17 protein-coding genes are annotated in these 17,652 nt (G+C 45.2%); 11 read left to right on the top strand and 6 right to left on the bottom strand.

Going from position 1 to position 17,652, the window contains the following annotated elements; translation table 11 throughout:
• Nucleotides 1-131 precede the first annotated feature (131 nt).
• The 4 genes from HW560_RS24980 (at nt 132) to HW560_RS24965 (ending at nt 3,880) form a co-directional block, all read left to right on the top strand.
• The gene (locus HW560_RS24980; protein ID WP_090896968.1) at nt 132-839 is read left to right on the top strand and encodes a response regulator transcription factor; all 708 of its coding nucleotides are present in this window, start codon (nt 132-134) and stop codon (nt 837-839) included.
• Nucleotides 817-2,268, top strand: a complete 1,452-nt coding sequence (locus tag HW560_RS24975; RefSeq protein WP_076291047.1) for a HAMP domain-containing sensor histidine kinase — start codon at nt 817-819, stop codon at nt 2,266-2,268. The genes HW560_RS24980 and HW560_RS24975 overlap by 23 nt, the downstream gene beginning before the upstream one ends.
• Before the next feature lie 100 nt (nt 2,269-2,368).
• The gene (locus HW560_RS24970) at nt 2,369-3,448 is read left to right on the top strand and encodes an AI-2E family transporter (RefSeq protein WP_090896971.1); all 1,080 of its coding nucleotides are present in this window, start codon (nt 2,369-2,371) and stop codon (nt 3,446-3,448) included.
• A gap of 33 nt (nt 3,449-3,481) precedes the next feature.
• Nucleotides 3,482-3,880 carry an Asp23/Gls24 family envelope stress response protein gene (locus HW560_RS24965; RefSeq protein ID WP_053782092.1) on the top strand — a complete coding sequence of 133 codons (399 nt, stop codon included), beginning with the start codon at nt 3,482-3,484 and terminating at the stop codon, nt 3,878-3,880.
• 87 nt (nt 3,881-3,967) lie between these two features.
• Here HW560_RS24965 and HW560_RS24960 read toward each other — a convergent pair whose 3' ends face one another.
• Nucleotides 3,968-4,813 carry an AraC family transcriptional regulator gene (locus HW560_RS24960; RefSeq protein WP_090896974.1) on the bottom strand — a complete coding sequence of 282 codons (846 nt, stop codon included), beginning with the start codon at nt 4,811-4,813 and terminating at the stop codon, nt 3,968-3,970.
• 203 nt (nt 4,814-5,016) lie between these two features.
• On the opposite strand from HW560_RS24960, the gene HW560_RS24955 reads away from it, so the two are divergent.
• From HW560_RS24955 to HW560_RS24945, 3 genes are all read left to right on the top strand, one after another.
• Nucleotides 5,017-6,021: an aldo/keto reductase gene (locus tag HW560_RS24955; RefSeq protein ID WP_179265032.1), complete on the top strand. Its 1,005-nt coding sequence runs from the start codon at nt 5,017-5,019 to the stop codon at nt 6,019-6,021.
• A 277-nt stretch (nt 6,022-6,298) separates the two neighbouring features.
• Entirely contained in the window at nt 6,299-7,909 is a 1,611-nt protein-coding gene (gene mbcS / locus HW560_RS24950; protein ID WP_179265031.1) for an acyl-CoA synthetase MbcS, read from the top strand.
• A 101-nt stretch (nt 7,910-8,010) separates the two neighbouring features.
• Entirely contained in the window at nt 8,011-9,255 is a 1,245-nt protein-coding gene (locus HW560_RS24945) for an aminopeptidase (RefSeq protein ID WP_179265030.1), read from the top strand.
• Nucleotides 9,256-9,346: 91 nt separating this feature from the next.
• Here the strand turns inward: HW560_RS24945 and HW560_RS24940 are convergent, their stop codons facing one another.
• Together HW560_RS24940 and HW560_RS24935 are read right to left on the bottom strand one after the other, a co-directional pair.
• The gene (locus tag HW560_RS24940; RefSeq protein WP_090896988.1) at nt 9,347-9,811 is read right to left on the bottom strand and encodes an AraC family transcriptional regulator; all 465 of its coding nucleotides are present in this window, start codon (nt 9,809-9,811) and stop codon (nt 9,347-9,349) included.
• 210 nt (nt 9,812-10,021) lie between these two features.
• Nucleotides 10,022-10,654, bottom strand: coding sequence for a nitroreductase family protein (locus HW560_RS24935; protein WP_179265029.1), 633 nt, complete (start codon nt 10,652-10,654; stop codon nt 10,022-10,024).
• A 130-nt stretch (nt 10,655-10,784) separates the two neighbouring features.
• On the opposite strand from HW560_RS24935, the gene HW560_RS24930 reads away from it, so the two are divergent.
• The gene (locus tag HW560_RS24930; RefSeq protein ID WP_110001016.1) at nt 10,785-11,060 is read left to right on the top strand and encodes a hypothetical protein; all 276 of its coding nucleotides are present in this window, start codon (nt 10,785-10,787) and stop codon (nt 11,058-11,060) included.
• A gap of 258 nt (nt 11,061-11,318) precedes the next feature.
• Here the strand turns inward: HW560_RS24930 and HW560_RS24925 are convergent, their stop codons facing one another.
• Nucleotides 11,319-11,939 carry a TetR/AcrR family transcriptional regulator gene (locus HW560_RS24925; RefSeq protein ID WP_257031429.1) on the bottom strand — a complete coding sequence of 207 codons (621 nt, stop codon included), beginning with the start codon at nt 11,937-11,939 and terminating at the stop codon, nt 11,319-11,321.
• A 149-nt stretch (nt 11,940-12,088) separates the two neighbouring features.
• Here HW560_RS24925 and HW560_RS24920 point away from each other — a divergent pair, with 149 nt between their 5' ends.
• The gene (locus tag HW560_RS24920) at nt 12,089-12,859 is read left to right on the top strand and encodes an alpha/beta hydrolase (RefSeq protein ID WP_257031428.1); all 771 of its coding nucleotides are present in this window, start codon (nt 12,089-12,091) and stop codon (nt 12,857-12,859) included.
• 211 nt (nt 12,860-13,070) lie between these two features.
• On the opposite strand, the gene HW560_RS24915 is transcribed toward HW560_RS24920, so the two are convergent.
• Nucleotides 13,071-13,847 (bottom strand): M15 family metallopeptidase, encoded by a 777-nt coding sequence (locus HW560_RS24915; RefSeq protein WP_090897001.1) that lies wholly within the window; start codon nt 13,845-13,847, stop codon nt 13,071-13,073.
• A 245-nt stretch (nt 13,848-14,092) separates the two neighbouring features.
• Nucleotides 14,093-14,455 carry an iron-sulfur cluster biosynthesis family protein gene (locus HW560_RS24910; protein WP_090897004.1) on the bottom strand — a complete coding sequence of 121 codons (363 nt, stop codon included), beginning with the start codon at nt 14,453-14,455 and terminating at the stop codon, nt 14,093-14,095.
• Between the two features lie 616 nt (nt 14,456-15,071).
• Here HW560_RS24910 and HW560_RS24905 point away from each other — a divergent pair.
• Both HW560_RS24905 and opuFB read left to right on the top strand, forming a co-directional pair.
• A complete protein-coding gene (locus tag HW560_RS24905) occupies nt 15,072-16,115 on the top strand; it encodes an ABC transporter ATP-binding protein (RefSeq protein ID WP_179265028.1) in 1,044 nt (347 codons plus the stop codon).
• The gene (opuFB, locus tag HW560_RS24900; protein WP_090897011.1) at nt 16,108-17,622 is read left to right on the top strand and encodes an osmoprotectant update ABC transporter permease/substrate-binding subunit OpuFB; all 1,515 of its coding nucleotides are present in this window, start codon (nt 16,108-16,110) and stop codon (nt 17,620-17,622) included. The genes HW560_RS24905 and opuFB overlap by 8 nt, the downstream gene beginning before the upstream one ends.
• Nucleotides 17,623-17,652 lie beyond the last annotated feature (30 nt).

The raw sequence follows: 17,652 nt of genomic DNA, 5'->3' as shown, positions 1-17,652 counted from the left end.
ATGGTTTAGATTGATTTAAGAGACGTAGTATATAGTAGTAACGTATAGACATATGAACAATAACAAATGAATGTACGGATACGAATTCGTTTGAAAACTGAATTTATTGAAATAGGAATGAGAGGATTCGCATGAGATACACACTATTAATTGCAGATGACGAACCCGAAATTGTGGAACTGCTTCAGTTGTACCTCGAGAAGGATTACAACATTGTGACAGCCGTTAATGGGGTAGAAGCGCTGGAGTGTATCCATTCAACTCAGATTGATCTGGTCATACTGGATATTATGATGCCTGTAATGGATGGACTCCAGTTGATCAAACAAATCAGGACCACACATCATATGCCTGTTCTGTTCCTGTCGGCCAAAAGCCAGGACCACGACAAAATCCTTGGACTCGGACTGGGTGCAGACGACTACATCTCCAAACCTTTTAATCCTTTGGAGATTGTCGCCAGAGTGGAAGCTTTGCTCAGAAGAGTCAATCAATTTGATGCACCTGACGTGCCTGCTGCCAAGGAGTTAAATCTTGTGCTGGGTGAACTCAGGCTTGATCGATCCCAATGTATCCTTTTTCGCTCGGGTAAACCTGTGACATTGACTTCTACAGAGTACAAAATCGTGGAGCTTCTGCTGGAGCAGCCAGGCCGTGTCTTTACCCGAAAAAAAATATACGAAGCCGTCTGGGGAGATTATTACGCTCACGAGGACAGCACGATAATGGTACATATCAGTAACATTCGGGAGAAGATCGAGCGCGACTCCAGGCAACCGGAATATTTAAAAACGATAAGGGGACTGGGATACAAAATTGAAGCGCCCATGGAAAGCTAGAGAAAAGAGACTATTGCAAACGTCCCTGACACTGGACTTTTTGCTTTTTAACTTCTTTTTGTTGTTACTGGTAGCCATCGTGTACATTATCATTAATCTGGATGTGGTCGATTTCCGCATTTCGGATCAGGTCGTGGATCCTGATCTGAATGTGGAGGCACATGTGTATGTGACCGAACTGGAGAACGAGTGGCTGTCCGGAAGTTCCGATGAGGCCAATAATACCGAGATTCAGCGTCTCAAGGACAGCGGGGGATGGATTGAAGTGCTGGATGCGGAGCGGAAGGTCATTCGTTATATCGGGGACAAGCAGGATACGTTCACTCAATACAGTGAAGCCGAGCTATATGCAGGACTCGAAAACCGAAACGAACAGCCATACTACTACTCCATTAGTCCGCTTTCAACAGAGGGAGCTGCAAAGTACGTTTTGCTGAAGATTCCGCGTGACTTGGTCAGTGTGCGAATTAATGATAATCAGCTGATTACCAATTTGAAGCATCCGTTATCGTTTTACATTATGATCGGAATCGGATTGGTCTTGCTGCTGATATTTGTTTACAGCTATTGGGTCGCCCGGCGAATCAAAAAGCCGCTGAGTATTCTCTCTCTAGGTCTTACCCAGATGATCCAGGGGAATTATAGTACGCGCATGTCCATCTCGGCAGAGAGGGAATTTGTCCAGATTGGAGAAACCTTCAATTATATGGCGGACGTCATTGAGAATACTTCTGCGGAGAAACGTTATGCCGAAGAAAGCAAACAGCGATTAATTGTGGATCTGTCGCATGATCTCAAGACCCCGATCACGAGTATTCAAGGATACGCCCAGGCTTTGGTGGAAGGGCGAGGGGAAGATAAGGACAGGCAGCAGCGATACCTGGGATATATCTACAACAAGTCCGTTCAGGTCGCGCGCATGATTCAGAATATGCTGGAATTGCTCAAAGTGGATTCACCTGACTTCCGTATGCACATTCAGCAGCGGGAAATCGGCGAATTTGTTCGTGAGATTATGGCGGATACGTATGGTGAGATTGAGCAGAACCATTTTGGCCTGCATGTGCTCGTTCCTGATGAAGAGATCTATGCGAGGTATGATCCGGAGCTCTTGTCCAGAGTAATTCAGAACCTGATTACAAATGCCTTGTCCTACAACCCGCGGGGGACGGAGCTGCGTGTGGAGTTAATCCCACTGGACAACCATGTGGTTATTGAGGTTGCTGATACCGGTGTGGGTATCCCTCAAGAGTTGTGGGCAACGATCTTTGATCCATTTGTACGCGGGGATGAGGCTCGTACGGGAACCGGGGGTACGGGGCTTGGACTGGCAATTGCGCGGCGGAACACCGAGAAAATGGGTGGACGATTGACACTTTCCCGGCGTGGACGGGAGACGACGGTGTTCACTATACAGATTCCGAAATAAAGAACCGACATAAAGGATAAGGTTGACATAAACATGTTGTCATTCTGATCACCATTTGCAAAATGCTCATATAGAAAAGGTTAAGTGGAGGGGAAACTTTTTGTTCAAAGTAAATTCGTTTGTACGTTTCAGTATTGCACTGGCACTGATACTGATTAATATCTATCTGTTATCACGTGTCAGCTTTATTTTCCAACCGCTTGTTACCATGCTTACGGTGATTACCGTGCCGATGATGCTGTCCGTATTCTTTTATTATCTGCTGCGGCCGCTCGTCAATTACATGGAAAAAAAGAAGCTGAATCGCACACTCAGCATTTTGCTGATCTATCTGGTGTTTGGTATACTGTTCGCCCTGTTTATTATAGGACTATGGCCGTCACTACGCGAGCAGTTGATCAACCTGGTAGAAAACGCACCAAATCTGATCAATTCACTGAGTTTGCAGCTTAAAGAGCTGGAACAGAACGGTGTCATTACGGCTTTGTTCCCGGAAGGGTCGACCCCGTTTTCGCAGATTACGGATTACATTAACAAAGGCTTCACCTTTGTCACGAACTATGTGAGTGGATTCTTCTCACTCATCTCAAGCTTTGCGATTGTTCTGTTCACTTTCCCGATCATATTGTTCTACATGTTGAAGCAGGGTGAGAAATTTGGTCGTAAGCTGGTGCACATTGCACCAAAACGTTTCCAAAAAGACAGTCGTGACGTGGTACTTGAGATCGATCAGGCGTTAAGCGGCTTTATTGTTGGACGAGTTCTCGTGAATCTGGCTTTGGGCGTGCTGATGTATATCGGTTTCCTGATCATTGGTCTCCCGTATGCACTGCTGTTAACCGTGATTGCGGTCATTATGAACTTTGTTCCGTTTATCGGGGCGATCCTGTCTTCCGTTCCTATTGTCATTATGGGACTTGTGGTATCCCCTTCGGTTGCGATCTGGTCACTCATTATTATTCTGGTCGCACAGCAAATTCAGGATAATCTGGTTGCACCGTATGTATTCGGCAAAAAACTCGATATTCACCCGCTTACCACCATTATATTGGTGCTCGGTGCAGGGGACCTGGGCGGCATTATTGCCATTCTGATTATCATCCCTGTTTATATGATCGTTAAAATTATTTTGGTTCGAATCTATCAGCTATTCTTCAAGGACAAATGGCAAAATGCTTAAACATGTATAAATGATATAGAAGGAGTGGAAATCATGTCTGAAATCATCCCACAACCATACACTGAACCTGAGTATATTGAGCCGCAATCTGTTCAAATGGGCGCCATTCATATTTCCAATGATGTAGTATCCAAAATTGTTGGCATGGCTGCTCAGACTACAGAGGGAATATCCTCCATGTCTGTTGGTCTTACCGAAGGAATCGCCAAGAGCATCAGCGGAAAGAGCTTGCAAAAAGGGATTGACGTTGCGATAAAAGATGACCAGGCATCTATCCAACTGCGAATCAATGTTCAATTTGGCAAAAAGATGCATGAAGTCTGTCAGGAACTTCAACATAATGTGCAGCAAGCTGTCGAGCAATTAACAGGCATTATGGTGAATGAAATTAAAGTTCAAGTGGTAGGCGTGACCATGCAGGAGCAAGTTTAAAGCAAAACGAGCAGAACGAACGAATGGAATTCAGTCATAAACAGGTAGTGATATCCTGTGTAAAAATACAAAAACAGCACGTTCCCATTAGCTGCATAAATGGGAACGTGCTGTTTTGTGTTTGCGATAATACGTAGGGGCTTCGCCCATAACTTTTTTGAACATTTTCGAGAAAAGCAGCTGGTCGGCATATCCAACCGAACGGGAGATATCCCCAATGGTCAAAGCCGGGTCCAGCGTCAGCTCAGCCGCCCTGCGCATGCGGTAATTGACCAGATAAGACTGAATGCTGGTGCCCATCTTGTCTTTGAAGAGGGAACACAAGTAGCTGCGCTGCAACCCAACATGAGACGCAATGGACTGAACGGTTATGGAATTGGCATAATTAATCTCAATGAAATCCATTACCTGAGTGACATAGGTTTCTTTTGTATAGTCCTGGAACGGAATAGGTCTGTCCTCACTGGCCCGATCAATCAAAATGGAGAAAAACTGAAAGAGCAATCCCGTCATGCTGATCTCCCATCCCTTATGGGTGTTGCGAGAGCTAATCATGCGGTGCAGACAGGAGCGCATCTCGTCATCCTCATTGCCCATCTCAAAGATCGGATGGTGTTCGCACAAGCAAGCCTGCTGCAATAACGACGGGCAGGTGCTTCCTTGGAAAGCAACCCAGCTATACTCCCACGGGTCATTCTGATCTGCTTCATAATGAACGACCGAATGGGGGACGATCAGGAATCCCTGGCCTTTACGCAGCGTAACCTTTTTGCCTCCGACTTCGAAGGTACCTTTGCCGTCCAATATGTAATGGATTTTGTAATAATCCCGCATGGCCGGGCCGAAGTGGTGACCGGGTGCGCAAGCTTCTGTGCCGTAATGAAGGAGCTGCAGCTCCTGAAAGTGATTGTTTTTGCACATATACGTAATCAAGGCTATTCACTCCTGTTATGAGGTCGTTATACCTTGCATTTTAACATATAAAAGGTGGAAAGGAATCGTTTTATAAATATCATTTGATGAAGATACCAATCATTTTTCCATATCGTTGTAGTGAAATGCCATATCGTTTTACATGGAAAGTCTCTAAGATGAAAGGGTATTCAATAACTTTTACAGGAAAAGAGAGATTAACCATGCCTTATACAGCGAGTGAACAACGATACAGTGAAATGAAGTATGCACGCTCTGGCAGAACCGGAATCAAACTGCCGCAAATAGCCCTTGGCTTATGGCAGAACTTCGGTGGAAATCGCACCCTGGATATTCAGGAAGAGATGATCCTGCGCGCATTCGATCTGGGGATTAACCATTTCGACTTGGCCAACAACTATGGACCACCTCCAGGATCAGCCGAAGAGAATTTTGGTGTCATTTTCAAAAAACATCTGCGTCCTTACCGCGACGAACTGCTCATCTCAACCAAGGCGGGTTATCATATGTGGAACGGTCCATACGGCGAATGGGGTTCTCGCAAAAACCTCATTGCCAGTCTGGACCAAAGTCTCAGCCGGATGGGACTGGATTACGTAGATATTTTCTATCATCATCGTCCAGATCCGGAGACACCGATCGAAGAAACGATGACTGCGCTGGATCATATCGTTAGACAGGGTAAAGCTCTGTATGTAGGCTTGTCCAACTATGATGCCGAACAGACGAAAGAAGCAGTTACTATTTTGCGTCGTCTTGGGACACCTTGCCTGGTTCACCAGCCAAACTATTCGATGCTGCATCGCTGGATTGAGGATGGATTGCAGGATGTGCTGGATGAGCACGGCGTAGGAGCGATCGCATTCTGTCCGCTTGGCCGGGGACAGTTGACGAATAAATATGTGGACAAGATCAAGGAAGAGCGCGCCAATCCAACAGGCAATCTGAGAAAAGAAGCCTATACGGACGAACGGATCGCCAAGTTCGAAGCACTTCAGGCGGTTGCTGAACGTAGAGGTCAAACGATCTCCCAGTTGGCGCTGAACTGGATTTTACGTGGTAACCGAGTTACTTCTGCCTTGATCGGCGCAAGCCGTGTGTCCCAGATCGAAGAAAACGTAGCCTCACTTCAGGCACCAGACCTGACAACGGAAGAGCTGAGTGAAATCGAAAGCATCTTGAATGGCATCGGAAACTACGCTTGGTAAGATTGTAACGCAGAGATACGACTCTGGAAATTCAGAGTCATGTCTACGATGATTAAATGGATCCATTTGTTATAGATATGTTGGGATAACGAAGGTGTCTTCCTGTAGTCGGGAGGACACTTTTTTTGTCTTACATATCATTCTTTATATGTAGAGATAGACCTTTTAGAGCTTCGTCTTAATTGACCTGTGTTTATTTTTTTCTTAAACTATTTCATATCATAGCACCAGGTCCTAGGATTTAGGGTATAATATATAGATGCTATACATTTGAAATATGAAGGAGAGGCTCCATTTGAATTTTCAACAGTGGATTTCGCCTGAAACCTATAACCTGACATCCGAGATGGAGAATCACCCGTCGGATCGGGTTGCACTTAGATGGCTAAGCGATCATAAAGAATTGGAAGAGATCACTTATGGTGAGTTATTGAAGCAGGCAAATCGTCTTGCTGGAGGCTTGCGTGATCTTGGTTTGGAGAAGGGCGACCGGGTGCTGGTCATGGTACCACGCCGGATTATTGCCTATGTTATATACATTGCCTGCCTGAAACTGGGCATTGCTGTTATTCCTTCTTCCGAAATGCTGCGTGCGAAAGATCTGGAGTATCGTCTTCGGCATTCCGAGGCCCGGGCTGTCATTGTCTGGTCCGAGACGACTGCTGAAGTTGAAAAGATAAATGCAGATCTGCCAGCGTTGGCACATCGCATCGTTGCATCACCAAATGGTGATGATAGCGTACCTGGAGAAGGCTGGGTCAATGTACACCAGTTAATGCAAGGCCAGTCCGATACGATGGCTGCGGTGGAAACACATCGTGACGATATGGCTATTCTCGCTTATACCTCCGGTACGACTGGCAATCCAAAAGGCGTAGTACATAGTCATGGTTGGGGTTACGCCCATTTGCGGATCGCTTCATCGTTATGGCTGGATATTCAGCCTTCGGATACGGTCTGGGCAACGGCAGCACCTGGATGGCAAAAATGGATCTGGAGTCCGTTTCTGTCCGTACTTGGAAGAGGGGCAACCGGACTGGTTTATAATGGATCATTCCAACCCAAACGTTATCTGGAACTGTTGCAGGAGCATCAGATCAACGTCTTGTGCTGTACGCCGACGGAATATCGGTTAATGGCCAAAACAGACGATCTGGGTCACCATGATCTGTCCGCACTGCGCAGCGCGGTGTCTGCTGGTGAGCCGCTGAATCAGGAAGTAATTGAAATTTTCCAGCGTCACTTTGACCTGACGATCCGGGATGGATATGGACAAACCGAGAGCACGCTGCTGATCGGCAGCTTGAAAGATGCTCCCGTACGAATCGGTTCTATGGGGCAGTCCATTACACCAGGCCTCATTGAGATCATCAACGAAGAAGGACAACCTGTACCTGCTGGTGAAGTAGGAGATATCGCCGTGCATAAGGATATGCCAGCTTTGTTCCGTGCTTATTATCAGGATGAGGGCCGGAAGGAAGCGAATCAGCGTGGGGATTATTTTGTAACAGGTGACCGCGCACGCAAAGACGAAGAAGGCTACTTCTGGTTTGAAGGTCGCAGTGATGATATCATCATCAGCTCAGGTTACACAATTGGACCGTTCGAGGTGGAAGAAGCGCTCATGAAACATGCCAGTGTGAAGGAATGCGCAGTTGTTGCAAGTCCCGATGAGATTCGTGGTAACGTAGTGAAAGCATTTGTAGTGCTGAGAGACGAGTCTCTCGCATCACCAGAACTGGCGCGTGAACTGCAAAACCATGTGAAGGAATGGACAGCACCCTACAAATATCCACGCAAAATCGAGTTTGTAGCCGATCTGCCAAAAACAAACTCAGGTAAAATCCGCCGGATCGAGTTGCGTGAGCAAGAAAAACGCAAGGCTTAAATAATTGCGTGAAAAAATATAGTTGGAAATATCAGCATAAGTAGTGAAGGGGAAGGAATCGATTCTGAATATTCAAATATGAAACAGGAGTGAACACAACCATGAGTAATTTTGAACAAACCTTTGAAAAGTCGTTGGAACAATACGCAGAGCTGGTTGTCAAAGTCGGCGTAAATATTCAGAAGGGACAGGATCTGCTCGTAACGGCACCCATCGAAACATTGGAATTCACCCGTCTGATCGTGCAAAAAGCGTATGCGGCTGGCGCCAATTATGTACAGGTTGATTTTGATGACGACGATATTACACGCAGTCGTTTTGAACATGGCTCTGATGACAGCTTCTATTATTACCCAGTCTGGAAGGGGGAAATGATGGAGAAGTTTGCCGAAGCAGGCGGAGCTACCCTTACGATCAAAGTACCTGACCCTGAATTGTACAAAGGCATCAATTCCGACAACGTGTCGCGTGCAACCAAAGCGGCGGCTCATGCACGTCGCGGATATTCGAAATATACGCGTAACCACGAAATTAGCTGGTGTCTGATCAAAGCGCCAACTAAGGCGTGGGCGAACAAAGTGTTTGCCGACATTCCAGAGGAAGATCGTATTAACGTGATGTGGGATACCATCTTCAAAATGAACCGTGTCGATGGCGGAGATGCTATTCAGAACTGGAAAAAACATCTGGACACCTTGAATGCCATGAGTGATTTGCTGAACAAGAAAAATTATAAAAGCCTGCACTACCGGGCACCCGGAACGGATTTGAAAATTGAGCTGGTGAACAACCACATCTGGGGTGGCGGCGGTAGCGAAAACAAGCAAGGTGTGTATACCGTTGCGAACATGCCGACAGAAGAAGTATTTACCATGCCGAAGCGCAGTGGAGTCAACGGGTTTGTCAGCAGCACGATGCCGCTGAACCTGAATGGACAACTTGTAGACCAGATGAGAATTACGTTTAAGGATGGACAGGTTGTTGCTTTTACGGCAGCTTCGGGTGAAGAGCATCTAAAAAACTTGTTTGCTACCGATGAAGGTGCACGTTATCTTGGCGAAGTGGCCTTGGTGCCGCATGATTCCCCAATTTCCAACTTGAATCGTATTTTCTATAATACCGGTATTGATGAGAATGCATCTTGCCATCTGGCCGTCGGAAGTGCATATCCATTCAATATGAAGGATGGTACGACGATGTCTAACGAGGAATTGCTGAAACATGAATGCAACGTCAGTCTGACCCATGTGGACTTTATGATCGGCTCCGCAGAGCTCGACATTGATGGTGAACTGCAGGATGGTACAGTGGAACCTGTATTCCGTAAAGGGAACTGGGCATTTTAATTGGTGAAATACGGAAATAGGTTATAAACAAAGGCGACTTCAACGTTGAAGTCGCTTTTGTTGTTTTTGGCATCCACAACTTTGAATGATTTTATAGCGGCTTAACGGGTATACATATTTCGCAAAAATCCAGAAGAAGCAGATCACCCGCATACCTTTCCATAATGGGTTTGTTGTCCATGATATAACCATTGCTCTGCAAATACGGGAAAATCTCGGTCCAGGCTTGTTTCACATCTTCTGCTGTATGTTTGATTTTGCAAACCAGGTATTGCCCGCCAGGAAGTTCAGCTTCTTCAAGATGGGGAGTCGACTCATCCAGGCCATAATCCTTCGATATGACAATACAAGCATCATACCTGCATTGAGAGGGGAGGGTGGTTTCCGGGTTATCCTGCGGAATGCCGAACAAGATGGTCGACCTTGTAAGTAGGCTTTCGGATCTGGCCCAAGTCTTTAACGTCTCCATCGCGTGGCTGTTAGCAGGACCATACGGACCCACTTGTCGTACATAAGCAATCCGGGAGGTTGGCAGGTTTTCGATGTAGAATTCCATTGATTTTCATTCCTTTCGTTACAGTTATGGGTTACATCTCGAATGCTATCATGGTATAAAAAAATATTCATATGTATTTTGGGAAAAGACTGGTTAGTTTGACGTGTGATTTGTTTATTCTGGGAATATAGGAAAGAGGCCGATGATATGATCATCGACCTCTCTTTTGTAATGGAATCAGTGAAAAGTTACGGATGTCACATTCCCAAGTTATTCGGCATGCATTTTGTTGAAGCTGACATATTCGTTAATCGGTTTGCGGTATCCGCGTGGACGTTGTTTGGCTTCCGACTTTTTGCCGATTGTAATTAGCATGGCAGGGACATAATGGTCGGGAATATCCAGACTGCGTTGCAACTCTTCCGCATCGAAGCCAATCATGGGGCAGGTGTCCCAACCACGACCCTGAGCGATCAGCATCAATTGCATCGCTGACAGGCTGGCATTACGAATTGCATCTTCCCGCTGGAAGAACCTTCCCCGCGTTTCGTAAAATTCGATGACACTCTGTGATTCTTGCTCGTATTGGAACGGAGTAAGCGCGCCAAGGTTCAGCAGGCCCTCATTGATTGTGCGGATGTGATGGTGTGCGTTAACATCGCCTAATACCACAATGACCGCAGAGGCGGTTTTAACTTTATATTGCTGTGAAGCTTCGTATACTTTCTCTTTCTGATCCGGGTCTGTCAGTACAAGATAGTGCGTATGTTGGAGGTTAAAGGCAGAAGGTGCAAATTTGTTCAGGGCAAACATTTCTTGCAGTTCCGACTCTGGAATCTCAATTCCTTCTTCAAAAATAACGGCAGATCTGCGGTTTTTGACCAGATTCTCCAAATCTCTCATAGTAATTTCCCTCGCTTATGTATGGTTTATAAGCTGACTATAACACACTAAGTTACTTTATGTAAGTATTATTTTAGAATAAGACAAGACCTGCCTGCCATACGATAAAATAAAACAGAAAAGGTGATTCATGAAAACATTCATCACAAGGTACAGGGCTGGTAAGTCTCGAAATGAATTTCAGGTATACGTCATCGAATCTTCCACGTTAAAACGTTTTTTGGTGGTGGAGATGGTATTGGGTACCCTCGCTTACAATGTGGCGCTTTATCTGTTTCATAATGCACTTCTTGCTGGTGTTGGTTCCTGGGCTGGAACAGAAAGTGTGAAGAGGCTGCCAGTCGTTTTCAGAAAAATAGCAGGCCGGCAGGAAGGTTCAGGGAGCATGAGCATGTTCTTTACTTAAGGAATAGGACGGCTTATGGGCCCCGGGCTTTCTTTCTCAATCGTAAGGAACACCGGACACGTTATTTGCTAAAATGCTCCAAAAAACGTTACATATGCCTAAATCCCGTTATAACGTGTCTGAGGTTCCTTTAGTTTAGCATTTTGCAGACGCTTTAACCTCTGATATCACGTCTCATCTTTATTACCCTCCATGTATTCTGCTCCAACCCCGAACGAGGAGATAGGAACACCATTTTTAAATAAGTCTGGTGGCCTGTCATCTCACCATCGTACCCCGCAAAAAAATTTCGACAATCTCCTTGCCCAAATTTAAAGTGGAATCATGTGCTCTTAATGTATCTTCCTTATTGCCGATGACCATCATTGTTGAAAAGGTTTGGGCAAGTAGCATGGAATTGTTGCTTCGAAGAAGGTTATTATCCATTGCATCTTTAAAATAATCAGCCAGCTCTATGTAAATTTTATTTTCCGCTGCTCTGATTTCCTCGATCTGTTTCTCACTCAAATATCTCTCCGCTTCTCTGAGCAGGGTCTCAATCTCCGCATGAGGATTAGCTAACCTTGCTTCTGCCACATGTAGCAGTCCTGTTTCCAGATTGTCTGCTTCTCTTAATAATCGTGACGTCGTTTGGTGCACATGTTTAAACATGGTCGTAACCGCGATCTTAAAAAGTTCCGGTTTACTGGTGAAGTGATAATAAATGGATGGTTTAGACACATTGCAAGCTTTAGCGATCTGTTGGAGAGAAACAGGTTCATACCCTTGCTCCATAAACAGTTTGGCGGCCGTTTGCAGAATGATTTCTTGTACGGGTAAATCATCTTCTGATTGTTTAGGTCTTCCTGGTGAGCGTTGTGAATCTGTATTCATTTTCATCAGTACCTCCGTGAATATTTTATGACAACTTATCCATTGAATAAGATTAGACTTGTAATTTTACTTACCGGTAAATATAATTTACTAGAACTGAAGCAGCAATGCAATGATAACCTAATCCAAAATAATGTTTGAAAGAGGTTTTAACTTTGGCAAAAACAGAGAAGAAAAACAAATGGACTAAAATAATGATATGGGGAGTTTCTTTCATCGTAATTGTAATCATTGGTTTATTGGTATACCTCAATTCGATAACCTACAGTCCTTCCAATCAAGCGGAACTCGCATTTCAGAACGATGATCAGGTCAAAGTAACAGAGGTCAAAGACGGTTATAAATTTGAGCCACAAACCGGGAAAGTAATCGAACCTAATATTATTTTTTATCCTGGAGGTCTAGTCGAACCGGAAAGCTACTCACCATTTGCCAAAGAACTGGCTCAACGGGGGCATCGCGTATATATTGCGGAAATGCCACTGAATCTAGCCATTTTTGGTCAAAATAAAGCGGACTCCTTTCTTGAAGAACACCCAGACGAATCATTTGTTATTGGGGGACACTCTTTAGGAGGTTCATTTGCAGCGAGATATGCTTCAGAACACAGTGAGAAGCTTAAGGGTGTATTTTTCTTGGCTTCTTATGCGGATGAGGGCGGCTCCATAAAAAGCACAGATTTATCTGTTTTGCAAATTACAGGTACAGCAGATGGAGTTCTCAATAAAGAAGCTTGGGAAAGTGCCAAAACTAATCTACCTGATGACACTTTGTATGTCAGTGTAGAAGGAGGGAATCATGGGCAATTTGGCTCTTATGGGAAACAAAAAGGGGACAATGATCCAGCGATTGAGGAAGCGCAGCAATTAAAACAGGTCGTTGATGCTGTAGAGGAATGGAGCACAGCACTGAATAGTAAACATTAAATCTGCTATATAAATCGAACGTAACCTTTACACCAACACGGTTGAGCTGATCCTTATCTTTTCGATTTGGAGAACAATTAAAATGTTGTAGATATCATTCAACAGGACGGGGCCCGATTTCGGGCCCCGTCCTGTTCGTTGTATCTGTCATTTACATACGATAGTCATATGAGAGTGGAATGAATACCTTTGGTTATCAAATTTCTACTGTTTATTTGGCGCGCTCCAGGTACTGTTCGAGTGTAAGGTTCTGACTCGTAATTTCCCCCGCAATATACACGCCAACATAACGCACATGCCATGGCTCATAAGAGTAGCCTGTCAGTTTCTCCTGATCTTTGCCATAACGAATGATAAATCCGTATTTATGGGCATTGGCTTTCAGCCATTTGCCTTCTTTGGTGTTTCCAAAGCTTTGCTGCAAATCATATCCAGCTGATGCGCTGGAGATATCCATCGCAAGTCCGGTCTGATGTTCACTTTGTCCAGGACGAGCACTGGTTTTATTGGCAACGGCTTCGCCTTTGATACTTGCATTACGGTCAAAAATGGATTTCTGGGTGGCATAAGAGCGATAACCGGACACCGCTTTGATATCAATGCCGTCTTTTTTCGCTGCTGCGAACAAGTTCTCGATTGCTGTGGCAGCTACTTTACGCATTTGCTTTTTCGGACTGGAGCCGGAGAAGCTGAATGGAATGTTAGGAACAACCAGATCCTGAGGTGCATAAGTTGAAGGCAGGTTTCTCTTTTTATTTACAAGCACAACCGTGCTTGATAGATTCGTTACCGTTGCCACACCGCTGCTGCTCGTTTTGATTGTGCGTCCAGGTGCATTATCGTGCAGGAATTGAGTAAAGCTGGAGCTGGCAGCAGATGCGACTGGATTCAGCTCCTTAGTGAAGGGCAGCGTGGTGAATGCTGAGCCTGCTACGACAGAACCTATAAGTATCGTGGATACGATGGATTTACGTGTGAAAGATTTCATGATGTGTGTTCCTCCTCGGGTTATATCAATCTCGTGATTTGTTATATACCGAGTATACTAGAGGATTATATCCATAGGTTCTCCAATTGTTTCCGAGTTGTAAACAAAGTTTGCGAGATTCATAGCTTTTAATTGTCTGGCGAGAAAAAGAACACAAAAAAGACTCTGCACCTTTTGTGCAAAGTCTTTGTGTATACATAGATAGGCGAATCAAATGCTCATTATATCAGCCACAAATCTTTGGATTACAGCTCGCATGAAACAGAATTGCTGGAGCTTCCAACAGCCACTGCGCGGGCATCCCGAACACGCACATTGCTGCTGAGTACACCGGAATCACTGCTTAATTTGAAAGAAGGATAGTTGGGTTCCGTATCGAGCTTCATGTGCTGCTCCAGGTTTAGCTGCTGCTTCGGATCGACATAGAATGGCACCAGATTGGTTTCAATTTGTACATCCAGAGCTTCAGGTTTATCCACGATAAGTATGGCGATAATTCCGTTACAGCCACAACCTTCCATATCATAGATCACTTTGAAATAACCGGGCTGATCATTCAGGCTTTCAGTTAATCGCGCAGCAGCCAAATCTGTAATTTGAATATGCATATCGCTACACTCCTTTATATATTGGCATGATCGTAATGGTAAATGAATGAATTCAACTTCTACTGTCATTATACCACTTTGGCAAAAATCGAAGCATTTATTTTCTTGACTGATCACCGGAAGCCGTAATGATTCCGTTCCTCAAGGAAGCGTTATGGGCGGCGTTAAACGATTCGTATTGCTTGGCAGTGCTTCCGTTGATGAAGACGGACCTATATAACCGGCGTAATCTTCCGACATTCCCGCCTGAATCATGCTGTTCCTCAATTCCGCATCTGATAAAGATTCATGCTGTATGGACTGATCCAATAAACGACTGAACATGCCAGCAACTTACAGGGTTTCCGGCCCCGTAATGATATGAGCTGTGCATATGCAATGAGGGGAATCATAGAAGAATTATTATAAAAATATTGGAAGCAAATTCTGCTGAATAATAAGAAGACGGTGCCGGAAGGCCCGTCTTTTTTGCTGATTGTTCAACCTTTGGAGGAACCCGTTCGTATTCCAATTTCTACTGAAACAACAATACCCCACTCAGCACGGTGATTATATGTGTACGCTTTTGGGGAAATAGATGAGAATGATTGTTTGATAAAAGGAGAGAAGAGAGCGGATGATTCAGTTCGAAAATGTATCCAAGCAATACCCTGATGGAACCCATGCTCTGCGTCAGGTTAATCTCAATATTAATAAGGGAGAGCTGTTCGTCATGATTGGTCCGAGCGGTTGCGGCAAAACTACAATGCTCAAAATGATCAATCGCCTGATCGAGCGTTCAGATGGGACCGTACGAATTAACGAACGACCTATCGATGAATATAACATTCATGAATTGCGCTGGAATATCGGTTATGTGCTGCAACAGATTGCACTGTTCCCACATATGACGATTGCCGAAAATATTGCGGTTGTTCCTGAACTCCGAAAGTGGAAGTCAGAGCAAATCAAGGAGCGCGTACATACTTTGCTGGACATGGTCGGACTGAAAGGTACCACATACAGTGATCGGAAGCCTGCTGAGCTATCTGGTGGACAACAACAGAGAATCGGTGTATTGCGTGCACTCGCTGCCGATCCCGAAATTGTACTGATGGATGAACCATTCAGTGCACTTGACCCGATAAGCCGCGAGAAGTTACAGGATGATATTCTGGACATTCAGCGTCAGATGAAGAAGACGATTGTGTTTGTTACTCATGATATTCAGGAAGCGATGAAGCTGGGGGATCGTATCTGCATCATGAAGGATGGGCAAGTGTTACAGGTAGGCACCCCGGAAGAACTAATCCACCAGCCAGCGAATGAATTTGTACGTGACTTTGTTGGTAGTTCAGCTCCGGAGAGGAGTTTGCAGCCTGAATCTGGTGGGGGCGCCCCAATGTATGAAATACAAAAGGTATCCGGCGAAAAAGAACGACTGTCTTCAAAATTTGATCTTGAAACGATCATGTCACCGCTCTCACCCGGGCATGTTCCGAAGTCAGCCAAAACGGCTGTTCCCGTATCGATTACGCTGCCGGATTTTGTGGAGATCATGTCTGCCCATGACCATTTACTGGTTGAGAGAGACCGCCAGATTATAGGGGAAGTCAGTCGAGCCGATCTGATCCGGTACTGGTCCGGGCAGTTGCAGGAACGAGGTGAGGGACATGAGTAGATTTACGGAAGTGTTCAGCGAGCGCAATGGACAGTTATTATCTGCCCTGCTTGAGCATATTCAAATCTCATTTATCGCGTTGTTCTTTGCCGTTCTGATCGCGATCCCGCTTGGCATCTACCTGACACGTAAGCCAAGAGTGGCTGAGCCGATTATTGGGGTTACAGCCGTATTGCAAACGATCCCTTCCCTGGCCCTTCTCGGATTGCTCATTCCGTTATTCGGCATTGGTACACTTCCTGCGATTATTGCACTTGTCGTGTATGCCCTGCTTCCCGTACTTCGCAACACGTACACAGGCATATCCGAAGTTGATCCTTCCATGGTCGAGGCAGCGAATGCAATGGGCATGAACAGTCGTCAACGTCTGACCAAAGTGGAGCTGCCACTCGCGATGCCTGTCATTATGGCAGGGATTCGTACCGCAATGGTTCTGATTGTAGGTACAGCAACACTTGCTGCCCTGATTGGTGCAGGGGGTCTGGGTGAACTCATTTTGCTTGGTATCGATCGAAATGATACTGCATTGATTATTCTGGGAGCCATCCCGGCCGCATTGCTTGCCATTTTGTTTGATGTGCTGCTCCGCCAGTTCCAACGTTTATCGTTCAAGAAAACGCTGGTTACTCTTGGAACACTCGCTCTGGTTGCCATTCTGGTAATCACGATTCCTTGGCTCTCCCGTGGAGGGCAGAAAGATCTGGTTATTGCCGGCAAGCTGGGTGCCGAACCGGAGATTCTGATTAATATGTACAAATTGCTGATTGAAAAAGATACCGATCTGAAGGTTGAATTGAAACCAGGATTGGGAAAAACCACATTTCTGTTCAATGCACTGAAATCAGGTGATATTGATATTTATCCAGAGTTTACGGGTACCGCCATCTCTGAATTTATGAAGGAAACCGCAGTTAGCACTGATCGCACAGAAGTGTATGAACAAGCAAGAGACGGGATGTTGAGCCAATTCAATATGGTTCTTCTGAACCCGATGGATTACAACAATACGTATACGTTGGCCGTGCCTCAGAAGGTTGCCGATCAGTATAATCTGAAGACGATATCCGATCTCAAGGCGGTACAGCAGCAGATCAAGGCAGGATTCACACTGGAATTCTCTGATCGGGAAGACGGATATGTTGGAATTCAGAAGAAATATGGCATCAAATTCCCGAACGTAGCCACAATGGAACCGAAACTGCGTTATTCAGCCGTTCAGCGTGGAGATATTAATTTGCTGGATGCTTACTCCACAGACAGTGAACTGAGACAGTATAAACTCGTTGTGCTGGAGGATGATCAGGAATTGTTCCCGCCATATCAGGGAGCACCGATGCTCCGCAAAGAAACGGCAGACCAATATCCGCAGCTGGTGGAGGTGCTGAATCAACTTGCAGGTCGGATCACGGATGATGAGATGCGCCAAATGAATTACGAAGTGAACGTTAATGGAGCCAGTCCAGAACAAGTGGCAACAGATTATTTGCAAAAAGCAGGGTTACTATAGCTTGATATTCACGGTTATACATGAAGAGGA

The organism is Paenibacillus sp. E222, assembly GCF_013401555.1.
GTDB lineage: Bacteria > Bacillota > Bacilli > Paenibacillales > Paenibacillaceae > Paenibacillus.
The sequence above is the reverse complement of the archived record's forward strand: the minus strand, read 5'-3'. Positions and strand labels throughout refer to the sequence as shown.

Excerpts from the sequence above, each read along its gene's own strand:
- HW560_RS24980 (WP_090896968.1), top strand. The coding sequence starts at position 132 with ATGAGATACACACTATTAATTGCAGATGACGAACCCGAAATTGTGGAA.
- HW560_RS24965 (WP_053782092.1), top strand. The coding sequence starts at position 3,482 with ATGTCTGAAATCATCCCACAACCATACACTGAACCTGAGTATATTGAG.
- HW560_RS24955 (WP_179265032.1), top strand. The coding sequence starts at position 5,017 with ATGCCTTATACAGCGAGTGAACAACGATACAGTGAAATGAAGTATGCA.
- mbcS (WP_179265031.1), top strand. The coding sequence starts at position 6,299 with ATGAAGGAGAGGCTCCATTTGAATTTTCAACAGTGGATTTCGCCTGAA.
- HW560_RS24945 (WP_179265030.1), top strand. The coding sequence starts at position 8,011 with ATGAGTAATTTTGAACAAACCTTTGAAAAGTCGTTGGAACAATACGCA.
- HW560_RS24940 (WP_090896988.1), bottom strand. The coding sequence starts at position 9,811 with ATGGAATTCTACATCGAAAACCTGCCAACCTCCCGGATTGCTTATGTA.
- HW560_RS24935 (WP_179265029.1), bottom strand. The coding sequence starts at position 10,654 with ATGAGAGATTTGGAGAATCTGGTCAAAAACCGCAGATCTGCCGTTATT.
- HW560_RS24930 (WP_110001016.1), top strand. The coding sequence starts at position 10,785 with ATGAAAACATTCATCACAAGGTACAGGGCTGGTAAGTCTCGAAATGAA.
- HW560_RS24925 (WP_257031429.1), bottom strand. The coding sequence starts at position 11,939 with ATGAAAATGAATACAGATTCACAACGCTCACCAGGAAGACCTAAACAA.
- HW560_RS24915 (WP_090897001.1), bottom strand. The coding sequence starts at position 13,847 with ATGAAATCTTTCACACGTAAATCCATCGTATCCACGATACTTATAGGT.
- HW560_RS24910 (WP_090897004.1), bottom strand. The coding sequence starts at position 14,455 with ATGCATATTCAAATTACAGATTTGGCTGCTGCGCGATTAACTGAAAGC.
- HW560_RS24905 (WP_179265028.1), top strand. The coding sequence starts at position 15,072 with ATGATTCAGTTCGAAAATGTATCCAAGCAATACCCTGATGGAACCCAT.
- opuFB (WP_090897011.1), top strand. The coding sequence starts at position 16,108 with ATGAGTAGATTTACGGAAGTGTTCAGCGAGCGCAATGGACAGTTATTA.